Origin of the sequence: Roseospira goensis (assembly GCF_014197795.1) — a bacterium.
Lineage (GTDB): Bacteria > Pseudomonadota > Alphaproteobacteria > Rhodospirillales > Rhodospirillaceae > Rhodospira > Rhodospira goensis.
In genome coordinates this window covers 108,255-124,150 of record NZ_JACIGI010000012.1, presented here as the reverse complement: position 1 = coordinate 124,150, position 15,896 = coordinate 108,255, and the positions used below count along the sequence as shown (strand labels likewise).

Annotated in this window: 12 protein-coding genes; 5 read left to right on the top strand and 7 right to left on the bottom strand. The window is 72.2% G+C overall.

Annotation, left to right across the window (positions count from 1 at the left end; all coding sequences use genetic code 11):
- Positions 1-184 precede the first annotated feature (184 nt).
- The 3 genes from GGD88_RS09165 to plsY are packed head-to-tail and all read left to right on the top strand — an operon-like array spanning position 185 to position 3,105.
- The gene (locus tag GGD88_RS09165; RefSeq protein ID WP_184434487.1) at positions 185-1,162 is read left to right on the top strand and encodes an aspartate carbamoyltransferase catalytic subunit; all 978 of its coding nucleotides are present in this window, start codon (positions 185-187) and stop codon (positions 1,160-1,162) included.
- Positions 1,162-2,469: a dihydroorotase gene (gene pyrC, locus GGD88_RS09160; protein WP_184434484.1), complete on the top strand. Its 1,308-nt coding sequence runs from the start codon at positions 1,162-1,164 to the stop codon at positions 2,467-2,469. Before GGD88_RS09165 ends, pyrC begins: the two co-directional genes overlap by 1 nt.
- Before the next feature lie 3 nt (positions 2,470-2,472).
- A complete protein-coding gene (gene plsY / locus GGD88_RS09155) occupies positions 2,473-3,105 on the top strand; it encodes a glycerol-3-phosphate 1-O-acyltransferase PlsY (protein WP_184434481.1) in 633 nt (210 codons plus the stop codon).
- Between the two features lie 737 nt (positions 3,106-3,842).
- Here plsY and GGD88_RS09150 read toward each other — a convergent pair.
- The 3 genes from GGD88_RS09150 to GGD88_RS09140 form a co-directional block, all read right to left on the bottom strand.
- The gene (locus tag GGD88_RS09150; RefSeq protein WP_184434478.1) at positions 3,843-4,535 is read right to left on the bottom strand and encodes a glutathione S-transferase N-terminal domain-containing protein; all 693 of its coding nucleotides are present in this window, start codon (positions 4,533-4,535) and stop codon (positions 3,843-3,845) included.
- A gap of 95 nt (positions 4,536-4,630) precedes the next feature.
- On the bottom strand, positions 4,631-8,167 hold the full coding sequence (locus GGD88_RS09145) for an ATP-binding protein (RefSeq protein WP_184434476.1): 3,537 nt from the start codon (positions 8,165-8,167) through the stop codon (positions 4,631-4,633).
- On the bottom strand, positions 8,167-9,453 hold the full coding sequence (locus GGD88_RS09140) for a metallophosphoesterase family protein (protein WP_184434474.1): 1,287 nt from the start codon (positions 9,451-9,453) through the stop codon (positions 8,167-8,169). The genes GGD88_RS09145 and GGD88_RS09140 overlap by 1 nt, the downstream gene beginning before the upstream one ends.
- A gap of 160 nt (positions 9,454-9,613) precedes the next feature.
- Between GGD88_RS09140 and GGD88_RS09135 the strand changes: the two genes are divergently transcribed.
- Positions 9,614-10,729, top strand: a complete 1,116-nt coding sequence (locus GGD88_RS09135; RefSeq protein WP_184434471.1) for a BMP family ABC transporter substrate-binding protein — start codon at positions 9,614-9,616, stop codon at positions 10,727-10,729.
- Between the two features lie 59 nt (positions 10,730-10,788).
- Positions 10,789-11,439 carry an HNH endonuclease family protein gene (locus GGD88_RS09130; RefSeq protein ID WP_221237073.1) on the top strand — a complete coding sequence of 217 codons (651 nt, stop codon included), beginning with the start codon at positions 10,789-10,791 and terminating at the stop codon, positions 11,437-11,439.
- Between the two features lie 145 nt (positions 11,440-11,584).
- Here GGD88_RS09130 and GGD88_RS09125 read toward each other — a convergent pair whose 3' ends face one another.
- The 4 genes from GGD88_RS09125 to glmM all read right to left on the bottom strand — a co-directional run bounded on the left by GGD88_RS09125 (position 11,585) and on the right by glmM (position 15,887).
- Positions 11,585-12,787, bottom strand: coding sequence for a pyridoxal phosphate-dependent aminotransferase (locus GGD88_RS09125; protein WP_184434468.1), 1,203 nt, complete (start codon positions 12,785-12,787; stop codon positions 11,585-11,587).
- Between the two features lie 107 nt (positions 12,788-12,894).
- A complete protein-coding gene (gene thiD / locus GGD88_RS09120) occupies positions 12,895-13,698 on the bottom strand; it encodes a bifunctional hydroxymethylpyrimidine kinase/phosphomethylpyrimidine kinase (protein WP_184434465.1) in 804 nt (267 codons plus the stop codon).
- 230 nt (positions 13,699-13,928) lie between these two features.
- Positions 13,929-14,315 (bottom strand): thioredoxin, encoded by a 387-nt coding sequence (gene trxA / locus GGD88_RS09115; protein ID WP_184434463.1) that lies wholly within the window; start codon positions 14,313-14,315, stop codon positions 13,929-13,931.
- Between the two features lie 207 nt (positions 14,316-14,522).
- Positions 14,523-15,887: a phosphoglucosamine mutase gene (gene glmM, locus GGD88_RS09110; protein ID WP_184434460.1), complete on the bottom strand. Its 1,365-nt coding sequence runs from the start codon at positions 15,885-15,887 to the stop codon at positions 14,523-14,525.
- Positions 15,888-15,896: the final 9 nt, after the last annotated feature.

Sequence of the window (15,896 nt, the reverse complement as noted above, 5' to 3'; positions counted from 1 at the left end):
AGGACATGGGGCCTCCCACTTGATGCAAGGGAGTCCCCTACAGAATCCATTTCAAGCTCGACCGCTACCCCGATTTCTCAAATGCGATTCCCTTGCGCGCTCGCGGCCGCCGGCGCCCGGCGCTGTCGGCGTGCCGTCACCGCCTCTTGCCGGGCCGCCCCCCCTTGGCTATGGTCCGCCCACCATGACGGACGCCGCCTTTCCGCACCGCCATCTCCTTGGGATCCAGGGGTTGCATCCCCCGGAAATCCAGCATCTTTTGGACCTGGCGGACGGTCAGGTCGACCGCTGCCGCGGCCTCGACAAGGCCAGCGACGGCATGGCCGGCCGCACCGTCATCAACCTGTTCTTCGAGAACTCGACCCGCACCCGCACCTCGTTCGAGCTGGCCGCCAAGCGCCAGGGCGCCGAGGTCATCAACATGCAGGTCTCGACCAGCTCGGTCGCCAAGGGCGAAACGCTGATCGACACTGCGGTGACCCTGAACGCCATGCACCCCGACGTGCTGGTGGTGCGTCACCCCGAGTCGGGGGCGGTCAAGCTGCTGGCCGAGAAGGTGAACTGCGCCGTCGTCAACGGCGGCGACGGCAGCCACGAGCACCCCACCCAGGCCCTGCTGGACGCACTCACCATCCGCCGCCGCCGCGGCCGGCTGGACGGCCTGCGCGTCGCCATCTGCGGCGACGTGCTGCACAGCCGCGTGGCGCGCTCCAACATCATCCTGCTGACCACCATGGGCGCCCAGGTCCGCCTGATCGGCCCCAACACGCTGGTGCCCGCCTCCTTCGCCGCCATGGGCGTGGAGGTGTTCACCAACATGCGCGAGGGCCTGAGCGATTGCGACATCGTCATGATGCTGCGGCTCCAGACCGAACGCATGCGCGGCAACTTCATCCCCTCGGTGCGGGAGTACTTCCGGTTCTACGGCCTCGATCGCGACAAGCTGGCGCGCGCCCGGCCGGACGCCCTCATCATGCACCCCGGGCCGATGAACCGCGGTGTCGAGATCGACTCCGACGTCGCCGACGATTTCGAGCGCAGCGTGATCCGCGAACAGGTCGAAATGGGCGTGGCCGTGCGCATGGCGGTGCTGCGATTGCTGGCAAACAACCTCGACAACGCGCGCCGCAACCAGCCGTTCGCCGGCACGGGAGGGGCGTGATGGCGATCGACACCCCCGGCCGCGTCGCCTACGTCAACGCCCGCCTGCTGGATCCCGCCAGCGGCCTGGATGCCCCGGGCGGCCTGCTGACCGAAGGCGAGCACATCGTGCACTTCGCCCCCGGCCTGTTCCTGGACCGCCCGCCGGTGGGCGCGACGGTGATCGACTGCGGCGGGGCCTGCCTCGCCCCGGGCCTGGTGGACATGCGCACCCAGTTGCGCGAACCGGGTCAGGAGCACAAGGAGAGCTTCAAGAGCGCCGGGCGCGCCGCGGTGGCCGGCGGGGTCACGTCGATGGTGGGGCTGCCCAACACCCACCCGGTGATCGACGACGAGGCCGCGGTGGAGTTCGTGGCCCGGCGCGCGCGCCTGATCGGGCTCGCCAAGGTGTTCACCTACGCCGCCGCGACCAAGGGGCTGGACGGTCGCGAACTGGCCGAGATCGGCCTGTTGCGTCAGGCCGGCGCGCTGGCGTTCACCGACGGCGTGCAGGCCATCGCCGATGCCCAGGTGATGCGGCGCCTGCTGGCCTACGCCGCCAGCCACGACCTGCTGGTGATCCAGCACCCGGAAGAGCCGTCGCTCGCCACCGGCGTCATGAACGCCGGCGAGATGGCGACTCGCCTCGGCCTCTCCGGAACGCCCCGCGAGGCCGAGATCATCCTGCTGGAGCGCGACATGCGTCTGGTCGCCATGACCGGCGCGCGCTATCACGCCGCCCACGTCAGCACGGCCGAGAGTGTCGAGATCATCCGCAAGGCCAAGGCCCAGGGCCTGCGCGTCACCTGCGACACGGCGCCGTTCTACTTCGCGCTCAACGAGTTGGAAGTGGGCGACTACCGCACCTTCGCCAAGCTGTCGCCGCCGCTGCGCTCGGAGGCGGACCGCCAGGCCATCGTCGCCGGTCTGGCCGACGGCACCATCGACGCCGTCGCCTCCGACCACTGTCCGCAGGACCAGGACACCAAGCGGCAGCCGTTCAACCTGGCGGAGTTCGGCGGCATCGGCCTGGAGACGCTGCTGGCGGTCACCCTCAAGCTGGCGCACGCCGGCCACATGACGCTGCTGGACGCGCTCGATCTCCTGACCCGCGCCCCGGCGGACCTGCTGGGACTGGACGCCGGCCGGCTGCGCACCGGTGCCCCGGCCGATCTGGTGATCTTCGATCCGGACAAGCCATGGAAGGTGGTCGCCGACACCATGCGGTCGAAGTCGAAGAACTCGCCGTTCGACGGCCACCTGGTGCAGGGCAAGGTCATCCGCACCGTCGTCGACGGCCGCACCGTGTTCCCCGAAGGCACGCTCTGAGCCATGGTGGATATGGCGTTCCTGTCGGCCCTGGGACTGACCGCCGTCGCAGGCTACCTGCTCGGCGCGGTCCCGTTCGGGCTGGTGCTGACGCGGCTGGCGGGGCTGGGTGATATCCGCACCATCGGCTCGGGTAACATCGGCGCCACCAACGTGCTGCGCACCGGCCGCAAGGATCTGGCCCTCGCCACCCTGCTGCTGGACTCCGGCAAGGGCGCCATCGCCGCCCTGGGGGCGCGGGCGCTGGCGGGCTGGGACGGCGTGGACCCCGCGCTGCCGGTGGTCGCCGGCGTGGCCGCGGTGATCGGCCACAACTACCCCGTCTGGTTGCGGTTCAAGGGCGGCAAGGGAGTGGCCACGACGCTGGGCGTAATCCTGGCGACGGCCTGGCCCGTGGGCGCCCTGGCCTGCCTGACGTGGCTGGCGATGGCGGCCGCGTTCCGCTACTCGTCGCTGGCGGCGCTGACCGCGCTCACCCTGGCGCCGGTCTACGCCGTGCCGCTGGCCGCGCCGGTCCACGTCGCCGGCTTCGCCCTGCTGGGCCTGCTGGCGTGGTGGCGCCACCGGGACAACGTGCGCCGCCTGCGCGCCGGCACGGAAACCAAGATCGGCCAGAAGAAGGCCGACGCGGGTTGAGAGCGCGGCGCCCTCCGGCACGCGGGACCGGACGGCCGGGTGTCAGTTTCACTTGACATGACTTACGAAATCTTCATCGGGCCGTTAAGCGCCCGTTAGCTCGTCTGTGGCATCTTGGAATCATCGAAGGCGGCACTCCACGGTCGCCTCCGATCCTCCAAGAGGCAGAGCCAAGACGCAGAGCACATCACCCCGAGCATCCTATCTCGAGCACCGTTCGCGTTCGAAATCCAGCCACCCCCTCCTCCAGGGTCCTCCGCCTCAGCCACGGAACGGCCCGCCAGCATCCCCCGCGAGCCGCGCGCCTCAGCCACGCTCGGACCGCTCCAGAGATGACAGCGACACCCGCCGTGCCCCCCGCCCGGCGGGTGTTGCCGTTCTGGGCCACGCCCCGCCCCGGCAGGCGCGCCCGCCATGGACACCCCCGCCATGGACACCCTCGCCATGCGCATCCGGTGCATGACAAAGACGTCATGCCCCGGCAAAGCCGCCGACAGGGGCGGCGTGGCATACAGGACTCATCGGGAACGGAGCTCCACGGCCGAACCCGATCCGCCTCGGAAGCCAGACACCATATCCTCTCGGACTCCAGCCTCCTCCTCTCCGATCCCGGGAGTCATGCTTCAGCCCCATGGCCCCCGCTCCTCTCGAAAAAGGCCGGCGACACCCTCAGCCAGTGTCGCCGGCCTTTTCGCGTGCGGTGGCGTGCACCCTCGGCCGTGACGCGCTGCTACGGCTCACGAGGCGCGCTGGCCGAACAGCACCTTGCGGGCCGCGTCGCTGGTCGGGCTGTGATCCTTTTTCCACTCCTCGCCGACCCGGCGGCCCTTCTCGACCGTCGGCCGCGCCGCGATGTCATGGAACCAGCGCTTCAGGTGCGGGAAGTCCTCCAGGTCCTGGCCCTGGCGTTCGTAGGGCACCACCCACGGCCAGGCGGCGATATCGGCGATGGTGTAGTCCGCGCCGGCCAGGTACGGCACCTGGTCCAGGCGCGTGTTCATGACCCCGTAGAGGCGGTTGACCTCGTTGGTGTAGCGCTCGATGGCATAGGGCACCTGTTCGGGCGCGTACTGGCGGAAGTGGTGCGCCTGCCCGGCCATCGGCCCGAGGCCGCCCATCTGCCAGAACAGCCACTCGTTCACGCGCACCCGGCCGCGCAGGTCGGTGGGCAGGAAACGGCCATGCTTCTCGGCCAGGTAGGTCAGGATGGCCCCGGACTCGAAGACGCTCAGCGGCGCGCCGCCGTCCGCCGGTTCGGTGTCGATGATGGCCGGCATGCGGTTGTTGGGCGCGATGGCCAGGAAGTCCGGCTTGAACTGATCGCCCTGGGTGATGTTGACGGGATGCACGGTGTAGGGCACGCCCAGCTCTTCCAGCAGGATGGTGACCTTGTGGCCGTTCGGCGTGGGCCAGAAGTACAAGTCGATCATCGGGGGCCTCCAGGGGCGGTGATGCGGGGATAGGGAGTTCTGGACCGGTCGATCCGCTACGGCCCATGTGGGGACGCGGCCAACACAGGCAAGGGCTACGCCCCCACGCCCCCCGGCCCGTCCAGGGTGTGGACCGTCACACCGGGGCAGACCGCGCGGGCGATGTCGCACAGGTGGCGGTGATGCGTCAGGTAGATCACCTGTCCCACCGCGGCCATGCCGGCGAACAGGCGGAACGCCTCCTCGGCCCGGAAATCGTCGAAGGTCTCCATGATATCGTCGGCGATGAACGGCACCGGCGGCCGCCGCGCCGCGATCTCGTGGTAGCCGGCCACCCTGAGCGCCAGGTAGAGCTGGAACCGTGTGCCCTTGGACAGCGCCGAGACCAGCTTGGAGCCCCCGCCGGCCTCCAGGGCGATCAGCACTTCACCCGCGCCGTCGCGCTCGGGCCGGGTCGACAGGCCGGCGTAGGCATCGCGGCTGATGGTGCGGAAGGCCGCACCGGCGCGTGCCAGCATGGCCGAGCGGTGGCGCTCCCGGTACAGGGTCAACGCCTGGGTCGCCGCCGCGATCCCCAGACGCAGGCGCAGATGCCGCAGCGCCTGGTCCTCGATCTCCAGCAGGAGGGTGCGGCGCCGCGCCTCCAGACGCGCCACGGCATCGTCGCCGTGCACCGCCGCCACCGCGTCCTCGGCGGCCTTGACCGCCGCGTACAGCTCGCGCACCCGGGGCTCCAGGTCCGCCAGACGGGCCGTCAGGTCCGCCGCCTCGCGCTCCAGCGCCGCCGCATCGGCGTCCGCCAGCGCGGCCTCCGCCGCCGCTGGGTCGGGTGCCCGCAGCGTCTTCATCAGGGCGGCTTCGGCCTCGGCACCCCGCGCCCGCAGGGCATCGCGCGCCGATACCCGGCGCAGTCCCCGGGCCACCTCGGTCAGGGTGTCGACCCCGAACAGCGCCGTCATCGCCCCGGCCCGCGTCGCATGGGCCGTCAGCGCCTCGGCCACGGCGGTCCGCTCCTCCCGCGCCTGGGTCAGGTCGGTGCGGCGACGCTCGCGGTGCGCCGCGGCCGTCCGGGCCGCCTGCACCCGCGCCCGCGCCGCGTCGGCGGCCTCCAGCGGCCGGTCGGGATCCACGGTCGCGCCGATCTCGGCCAGGAGCGCGCCGAGCGCCGCCGCATAGGCGTGCTGGTCGCGCTCCATGGCGCGGATGCGGTGATCGAGGTCGTCGCGCTCCCGCAGGGCCGCCCGCAGGTCTTCCAGGTCCGTCAGCACCTGGGCCACCGCCGCCGGATCTGGTGGGGCGCCGTCCGCCCCCAGCCAGCAGCCGCCCAGGGCCGCCGCCCAGGCGTCGCGCCACGCCGCTTCGGCCTGTTCGGCCTCAGCGCGCGCCCGGCTGCGCTCGGCGGCCTCCCGACGCGCCGCCGTCAGCGCCGTGCGCGCCGCTTCGCGACGGGTCTCGGTCTCACGGTGCCGGGTCAACGCCCCCTCGGCGGTCTCGAGCAGCGCGGCCAGGGGCGCATCGGCCGGCACCGGCAGGCCCGCCGCCGCCATCGCCGCCCCCAGCCGCGCGCGCGCCCGGCGGTCATCGTCCAGCGCCCCCGTCAGGTCCTGCGCCTTCGCCCGCAGCGCCGCGCGTCCCTGGAGCGCCGCCGTGCGCCGGGCCAGCCAGTCCGCCAGCGTGTCCGGATCCCCGTCCTCCGGCAGGCCGAGCGCCCGCAGCGCCGCCGCGATCTCGTCCCGCACCGCCCGGGCCTGGGCCTGGGCCGCCGCGTGAGCCGCCCGCGCCTGCTCCAGGTCCGCTTCGATGACGGCGCGCGCCTGGGCAGCCTCGCGCAGCCGGGCCACCGTGGTGGCCTGCGTCAGGCGCGCGGCGGTCACGCTGTCGTCGGCGTCGAGGGCGACGGCGAAGGCATCGGCCGTGGCGGCATCGAGCGCGGCCCGATGGGTCCGCCACGCCGCATCACGCGCCGCCCGCCGGGCCGCCGCCGCCGCGTCGTCCGGAACCCCGGTCGCGGTGCGGATGGCCTCGATCTCCGCCGTCCGACGCGCCCGCTCGGTGGTGAGGCGCGCCACCTCCCGCGCCTGCGCCGCCACGGCGGCGTCGGCGTCGGCCAACGCGGTGCGCCAGGCGGCGACACGGGCCGCGGCGGGCACCGCCAGCGCCGCCAGAGCGTCGGCGTCGCCGCTCCATGGGGCCAGGGCGGCCAGGGCGTCGTCCAGATCGCCGGCCAGCCGGTCCCGCTCCGCCGATGCCAGCCGCGCGCGGGTCGCCGCGTCGTCCCCGCGCAGGGTGCGCACCGTCGCCCCCAGGGCCTGCCAGGCGGTGGCGGCCGCGCCGCCGACGTCCGGATCGGCCGCGTCGTCCGCCGCGACCGAGCCGCCGACGACGCGTTGCATCGCCGCCTCGGCCGCGCGCAGATGATCGGCCGCGCGCGCCGCCTCCCGCCGCGCCGACTCGCCCTGCGCCACGATCCCGGAGCGGCGGGCGATCAGGTCCCGCAGGGTGCCCACGGTCGAGGCCGGCAGCAGCAGGTCCCGCGCGTCGGACTCCCGGGGGCGCTCCAGGCGGTCCAGCAGGGCGGCAATGCGGGCCTCCTGGTCGCGCCGTTCGGCGCGGCGGCGGGGCAGATCGCGGACGGCGGTGCGGTACGCGGCCTCGGCGTCCTCGCCCAGCCGATCCAGCCGGTCGCCGATCGCCAGCGCCGCCGCGTCGACGTCCAGGCCGTCCAGTTCCGCCTCCAGCGCCGCGATCCGATGGGCGAGCCCGTCGCGACGGGTGGCCAGACGGGCCCCCTCCTCCATCAGCGGACCGATGACGTCGTGCCAGTCCGGCGGCGGCTCGGGCAGGTCGTCGAGCGCCGCAAGATCGGCCTGCACCCGGCGCAGGTCCGCCCGACGCTCCAGGCCGGCGGCCAGGCGCTCCACCGCCTTCTGGCGCGTCTTGGCGTCGGTCAGGTCGGCCAGCGCCGCCTCGTAGCCGGCCCGGGCCTCGTCGCGCTCCCGCACCCGGCGGGCATACTCCGACGCCTGCACGTCGAGGGCCTTGCGCTCGGCCTCCAGGGCCTCCAGCGCGCGCCTGGCCTCGGCCAGATCGGTCTTGTGGGCGCGCTTGCGGTGGAACCGGTCGGCCTCCTGCCCCAGATCGTCGAGGACGCGGCTGAGGCCGGACAGGCCGGCGCTGGCCGCGAACAGCAACTGGCCCAGGTCGCCCCGGCTGTTCAGGATGTCCTCGCCGCCCTGCTCCAGGGTGTCGTCGTCGAGCGAAAACATGGTCCGGTAGGCGTCGCGGTCGATGCCCCCCAGGGCCACCCCGAGCGCGGTCTCGCCCACCGGCTGGCCGTGGCCGTCGCGCAGGCTGCCCTGGCGCGCCTTGATCCGCGTGAACGCCCGTTCCTGGCCGTTCCACTCCAGCAGCGCGCCGACCTCCATGGCCTTGTAGTCGTGCCGGAAGCCGTAGGGGCTCTGGTGGTGGATGCCATACAGCAGGTCGAGGAATCCGGCCAGGGCGGTGGACTTGCCGGCCTCGTTGGGGCCGTAGACGACATGCAGGTCGGGGCCGTCGCCGGCCGGGCCGAAGTCGAGCGCATGATCGGTGAACGTCCCGTAGCGGGTCAGGTCGAGCCGGCGCAGCCGCATCAGGCGCCCTCCCCGCCGTCGCGGGTGCCGGCGTGCAGGCGGGCCAGCACGTCCTCCGTCCCCTCCGCGATCAGCCGGTCGACCAGGGCCGCGAAGGCCGCCTCGTCGGCCCCCAGCGCGGCCCGGATGTCGCGCGGAAGCTGGCCCCGCAGTTCTGCGGCGAGCCGCTCGGCCTCGGCCCGGTAGCCGTCGGAGGGCGTGACCTCATCGGCGATCAGCCCGCGCAGCTCGGCCACCGGATCGGTGTCGTCGCCGGTCGCGGCGGCGCGCGGGGCGTGGGCAGCACACTCCACCGTCTCCACCCAGGTCTGGCCCACCCGCTCGGCGCAGGCCCGGGCCTCGGCCAGCAGCAGGTCCGTGTCCACCCGCAGGCGCCAGGCCAGCGGGGTCGCACCCGCGATCGCCAGCCGGACCACCAGATGGTCGGACGCGGCCGCCGCCCGCGCCGCCGCCAGCGCGTCGGCCAGCGTCGCCACCACGTCGGCCCAGTCGTCGCGGCCGTCCGCCGCCACCGGCACGCGGGCGAACTCGGCCACGCTGACCCGGCGCGCCTCCAGGGTCACCGTGCCGTCGCCGGCCAGCGTGGCCAGGGTCACGGTCTTGAGACCGGCCTCGTTGATGTCGCGGCCCTGGGGCTGGCCCGGCATGACCACGGCGGGACGGGCCGGGTGGTGCACTGTGCGTGTGTGCACGTGGCCCAGGCCCCAGTAGTCGAACCCCGTCGCCACCAGGTCGGCCACCGCACAGGGCGCATAGGTGTCGTGCCCGGCGGCGCCGCCCAGGCTGGTGTGCAGCAGGCCGATGTTGAGCGCGTCCGCCACCGCCGGCCGGAACTTCGGCAGCAGGCTGTCCGGCGCCTGGGGGCGGGCGAAGCTGATGCCGTGCACCGCGACGTCGCGACCGTCGGCGGCCCCGGGGAGCCTGTGGGCCTCGGCGCTGCCGCGGAACACGGTCACGCCGTCGGGCAGCACCAACTCCCGCGTGATCCGCGACTCGGCGTCATGGTTGCCGCGCACGATGAAGCTGCGGATGCCGGCCTCGTCCAGGCGGGCGAGCTGGCCGGCCAGGAAGGCCGCCGTCTTCATCGAGGTCTGGGCGCCGTCGTAGAGATCCCCGACGATGAAGAGCGCGTCCACCCGCTCCTCGAGGCACAGGTCCACGGTCCGGGCGAAGGCGGTGCGGGTGGCGGTGCCAATCATCTCGGCCAGATCCGGATCGCGCAGCGCCAGCGAGCGCAGCGGCGAGTCCAGGTGAATATCGGCCGTATGCACGAAGCGGAAGGGCATGGTGTCGTCCTACCCGACCTGCGCGCGGCGTCAAGGGGCTGCGCCGATCCGGGTTTCGGTATCTGGCCCCCCGCGCCCGGGGACGCTATAACCGGGCCGCACAGCCGCCGCGATCAAGCCCGCACCCCCGAGACCCCGCCACCACGACAGGGAGAGCCCCATGCCGCAGACCCATCGCTCCACCGCCGCCGGGCTGAGCCGGCGTGCCCTCGGTGCCGCCGTCGCCGCCGGCGTCGGCCTCGCCGCCCTGGGCGCCCCGGCGCTGGCCGCCGACGATCCGCTCAAGGTCGGATTCATCTACGTCGGCCCGGTCGGCGACTTCGGCTGGTCCTACCAGCACGACCAGGGCCGCCAGGCGATCGAGGCCGAGTTCGGCGACCGGGTCGAGACCACCTACGTCGAGAGCGTGCCCGAGGGCGCCGACGCCGAGCGCGTGTTGACCCAGCTCGCCGCCGGCGGCCACGACCTGATCTTCGCCACCTCGTTCGGCTTCATGAACGCGACCCTGAAGGTGGCGCGGCGCTACCCCGACGTCGTGTTCGAGCATGCCACCGGGTACAAGCGCGCCGACAACGTCTCGACCTACGCGGCCCGGTTCTACGAGGGCCGCTACGTCATCGGCGTGATCGCCGGCCTGATGACCGAGACCGACACCATCGGCTACGTCGGCGCGGTGCCGATCCCCGAGGTGGTGCGCGGCATCAACGCCTTCACGCAGGGCCTGCGCTCCGTGAACCCGGACGCCACCGTCAAGGTCATCTGGGTCAACTCCTGGTACGACCCGGGCAAGGAACGCGAGGCCGCCGAGACCCTGGTGGCCCAGGGCGCCGACATCCTGACCCAGCACACCGACAGTCCGGCGCCGGTGCAGGTGGCGGCCGAGAAAGGCATCTACGCCTTCGGCCAGGCCACCGACATGCGCCAGTTCGGCCCCGACGCCCACCTGACCGCCATCGTCGACGACTGGAGCGGCTACTACGTCGCGCGCACCCGCGCCGTGATGGAGGGCACCTGGGAGAGCACCGATACCTGGGGCGGCCTGGCCAGCGGCATGGTCGCGATCTCCGACTACAACGACGCGCTCCCGGCCGACGTGATCGAGGCCGCCGAGGCCGCCCGCACGGCGATCGAGGCGGGCGAGCTGCACCCCCTGGCCGGCCCGCTGAAGAACCAGGCCGGCGAGGTCATGATCCCGGAGGGCGAGGCGCCCAGCGACGAGCAGCTTCTGTCCATGGACTGGTTCGTCGAGGGTGTGCAGGGCCAGGTGCCGAAGTGATCGCCGACCGTACCGTCGCGGGGCCGCCGTGCGGCGGCCCCATCCACGCTTGAGTTCCGATGGCCCGAGCCTTCCTCCCCGGCGTCCGGTTGCCGCGCCTGCGGGTCCTGAAATGGAACCGTCGCCTGCGAACGCTGCTGGTCGTGGCCGCCAGCCTGTCCGGGGTCTGGGGGCTGCGCCAGGCCGAGATCTTCTACCCGGTGGCCCAGCCCTATCAGCGGGCCCTGTACACCCACTGGACCGACGCCGACGGCGACTGCCAGGACACCCGCCAGGAGGTCCTGATCCGCGACAGCGTGGCGCGGGTGCGGCTGTCGCCCGACGGCTGCCGGGTGGTCGCCGGCCGCTGGATCGACCCCTATTCCGGCCAGGTGTTCACCGACCCGTCGGATCTGGATATCGACCACCTGGTGCCGCTGGCCGAGGCGCACCGCTCTGGCGCCGATACCTGGGGCGCGGGCCGACGCGCCGCCTACGCCAACGACCTGTCCTCGCCCCTGACCCTGGTGGCGACGGCCGCCGGGCAGAACCGGTCCAAGGCCGACGGCGACCCGCTGGCCTGGTTGCCGGGCGATCCCACGCGCTGGTGTGCCTACGTGGGCGCCTGGGTCGTGGTCAAGGACCGCTGGGACCTGGACCGGGACCTTCTGGAGGCGTGGTGGACCGACGGCCTGCTGACGCTCTGCCGCTGGCTGCCGCCGGCGCGATGACCCGAAACAGGCGCGGCCCCACGCCGGAGCGTGGGGCCAAGATCTGAATCCAAGGCCCCACGCCGGTGCGTGGGGCCCAGATCTGGACACAAGTCTGGACACAAGGCCCCACTCTCCGGCGTGGGGCCAAAGTCGTGACGTCGCCTTACGTCAGGCTCTCGCACAGCGCCTTGATGCGGGCGCAAGCCTTCTCCAGGTTCTCGGTCGAGGTGGCGTAGGAAATGCGGAAGTACGGCGATAGGCCGAACGCCTCGCCCTGCACCGCCGCCACGTTCTGCAGCTCCAGCAGGGCGGTGACGAAATCGCCGTCGCTCTCGATCTTGCGGCCGTCCGGCGCGGTCTTGCCGATCACGCCCGCACACGAGGGGTAGACGTAGAACGCCCCCTCCGGCGTGCGGCAGCTCAGGCCCGGGCAGTCGTTCAGCAGCCCCACGACCCGGTCGCGGCGCTGCTTGAACACGGCGTTGCGCTCGGCGATGAAGTCCTGCGGTCCGGTCAGCGCCTCCAGCGCCGCCGCCTGACTGATCGAGGCGGTGTGGGTGCTGCTCTGCGACTGGATCTTGTTCATCGCCTTGATCAGCTCGACCGGACCGCCGGCGTAGCCGACGCGCCACCCGGTCATCGAATAGGCTTTGGAGACCCCGTTGCAGGTCAGCGTCCGGTCCATCAGGCCGGGCTCCACCTGGGCCGGGGTGGCGAACACGAAATCGTCGTAGACTAGGTGTTCGTACATATCGTCGGTCATGACCCAGACGTGCGGATGCTGCATCAGCACATCGGTCAGCGCCTTCAACTCGTCCGCGGTGTAGGCCGCGCCGGTCGGGTTGTTGGGCGAGTTCAGGATCACCCACTTGGTCTTGGGCGTGATCGCCGCCGCCAGGTCGGCGGCGCGCATCTTGAACCCGGTCTCTTCCGGGCAGGCGACGATCACCGGCGTGCCGCCGGCCAGCAGCACGATGTCCGGATAGCTGACCCAGTACGGCGCCGGGATGATGACCTCGTCGCCCGGCTCGACGGTCGCCATGATGGCGTTGTACAGCACCTGCTTGCCGCCGCAGCCGACGGTGATCTGCTCCGGCGTATAGGTCAGGCCGTTGTCGCGCTGGAACTTCTCCACGATCGCCTTGCGCAGCGCCATGGTGCCGGCCACCGGCGTGTACTTGGTGTCGCCCCGGTCCATGGCGGCCTTGGCGGCGGCCTTGATGCTGTCCGGGGTGTCGAAGTCGGGTTCGCCGGCGCCCAGGCCGATCACGTCCTGACCGGCGGCGCGCAGCTCGTTGGCCTTGGTGGTGACGGCGATGGTCGGCGACGGCTTGATGGCGGACAGACGCGCGGCGAGGATCGACATGGGGGCAGGCCTTCCGGATGGGAGGTCGAGGGACAGGGGGTCGCGGCGGCGACCGGCCGGCACGGTATACGCAGCCGCGCGGGCCTGCAAGGCGGTGAGGGTGGACCTCAGACCTCGAACGGGGCGACGGTGTGGCCGTGGTTCATCGGACCGTGGCCGTGGCCCAGGCCCGGGGCGGTCGCCATGGCGCGGCGCACGTAGGCCCGGGCGCGCGCGACGGCCTCCGACAACGGCCGGCCCTGGGCCAGGCCGCAGGCAATCGCGGAGGCCAGGGTGCACCCGGTGCCGTGGGTGGCGGTGGTGTCGATGCGCGGGCTGTCGAACCAGGTCACGCCGTCGGGCGTCACCAGCAGGTCGGTGACGGTCTCGCCCGGCAGGTGGCCGCCCTTCATGAGGACAGCGCGCGGGCCGCGCGCCAGCAGGTCGCCGGCGACGCTCTCCATGTCGGCCACCGAGCCGATGGACCGTCCGGACAGAACCTCGGCCTCGGGGATGTTCGGAGTCAGGATGTGGGCCAACGGCACCAGCGCCTCGCGCAGGGCGCTTTCGGCCGCCGATTCCAGGAGGGGGTGTCCGCCCTTGGCGACCATCACCGGGTCGACGACCAGGGGCACACCGCCGCCGTGGCGGCTCAACGTGTCGGCCACCGCCGCGATCAGCTCGCCCGAGCCCATCATGCCGGTCTTCAGCGCATCGGCGCCGATATCCGCCAGCACCAGCGTGATCTGTTGGATCACGAAGTCGACGGGCACCGGGTGCACGCCGAACACGCCATGCGTGTTCTGGGCGGTCAGAGCGGTGATGGCGGTGGCGGCATAGCCGCCGAGCGCGGTGACGGTCTTGATGTCGGCCTGAATCCCCGCCCCGCCGCCGGAATCGGATCCAGCGACGATCAGAACACGCCCGGTCATGGACCGCTCACCTCCCCCACCTTAGCTACTGGACAGCGCTGTCTCGTCGACTTTCCTGCGTCGGCATCCCTGCGGCGTGTCCGCATGGCTCCGACAGACCGCCCCTGGGATCACGGTCGCCGACAGGGACTCTGTCACAGACGGATCTATGTCACAGATACGACGCGCCGGCCGGTTCGGCGCCGCGATCCGGCCGGCGGTCTTCCTTACGTCACCCCGTGCGGGCGCGGTCAGGCCGCGCTGCCGTCACCGCCGGCCTGCTGCTGGCGCGCGATCTCCGCGTGGACCTCGGCCATGTCCACGCCCTTGCCCTGGGTGACGACGCTTTCCAGGTCGCTCTCCGGCAGGGCGCCGGCCTGGTTGAACAGCACCACGCGGTCGCGCAGGATCGCAACCGTCGGAATGGAGCGCACACCGAAGCTCTGCGCCAACTCCATTTCGGCCTCGACGTCCACCTTAGCGAAGGTGACATCCGGGTGCTGCTCGCTGACCTTCTCGAAAGTGGGTCCGAAGGTCTTGCAGGGCTCGCACCAGTCCGCCCAGAAGTCGACCACGACCATGTTGTCGGGCTTGATGACGTCTTCCAGGTTGTCCTTGGTCAGGGTGACGGTCGCCACGGGACCCTCCTTTCCAGGTTGCATGTACCAGCTTGCATCGGCAGGCGGCGAAAACAGGGCGGGGCGGACCGCGCCTGGACCCGGCGGCCCGCCCCGAAACTGTTGCCGTCAACGTGAAGGCTTGGCCGCCGCGATGCAACCCCCGGCCCGGAAAAAAGGGAACCAAGCGGGCGGCCCCGCCCGCCGGTGGTCCCGGTCCGGCGGATCTCAGGCAGGCGCGGCGGCACCCTCGATCGCCTGCACAATCGCGGCGACCACGTCGCCAACCAGACCGTCGTCCTCACCCTCGGCCATGACCCGGATCACCGGTTCGGTGCCGGACTTGCGGATCAGAACGCGGCCGTGTCCGTTGAAGCGCGCCTCGCCGGCGTCGATGGCGGCCTTGACCGCGGCCTGCTCCAGCACGGCGGCCGGATCCGTTCCCGCCGCCATGCGCACGTTGCGCAGCACCTGCGGCAGCGGGTCGAACACGCGCAGCACCTCGCTGGCCGGCCGGCCGGCGTGCACCAGCGCCGCCAGCACCTGGAGGGCCGCCGCCAGGCCGTCTCCCGTGGTGCCCAGATCCGACATGACGATATGGCCGGACTGCTCGCCGCCCAGGTTGCAGCCGTCCGCGCGCATGCGCTCGACCACATAGCGATCGCCCACCGGCGTGCGCGTCAGCGTCAGCCCAAGCCCCTGGATGTAGTGTTCCAGGCCGAGGTTGGACATCACCGTTGCGACGATGCCGCCGCCGGCAAGCCGATCCTGGTCGCGCCACGCCCGGGCGACCACGCCGAGCACCTGATCGCCGTCGACCAGGGCGCCCTGGTCGTTGGCCAGCACCACGCGGTCGGCATCGCCGTCCAGTGCAATACCCAGGTCAGCCCGGTGGCTGATGACCGCCGCCCGCATGGCCTCGGTGGCCAGCGAACCACAGCCCGCGTTGATGTTGAAGCCGTCCGGCTCGATGCCCAGCGGGATGACCTCGGCCCCCAGTTCCCACAGCACCCGGGGAGCCACTTTGTAGGCGGCCCCATGGGCGCAATCGAGCACGATGCGCAGGCCGTCCAGGCGCAGGCCGCGCGGGAACGTGCCCTTGACGGCCTCGATGTAGCGCCCGCCGGCGTCGTCCAGGCGACGCGCCCGGCCCAGGTCGCGCGGCCCCACCCGGCGCGTATCCAGCCCGTTGCCGAGCAGGTGCTCGACCTCCGCTTCGGTCGCATCGGACAGCTTGAAGCCGTCCGGCCCGAACAGCTTGATGCCGTTGTCCTCGAACGGATTGTGCGAGGCCGAGATCATGACCCCCAAATCGGCCCGCAGCGAGCGCGTCAGCATCGCCACCGCCGGCGTCGGCAGCGGCCCGAGCAGCACCACATCCATGCCCACCGCGGTGAAGCCGGCGGTCAGCGCGGGTTCCAGCATATAGCCGGACAGCCGCGTGTCCTTGCCGATCACGACGGTGTGGCGATGGTCGCCGTGGGTGAAATAGGCACCCGCCGCCATACCAAGGCGCAAGGCCAGATCGGCGGTCATGGGCGGCGTGTTGGCGGTGCCGCGCACACCGTCGGTGCCAAACAACGTGCGTGTCATGTCGCTCGG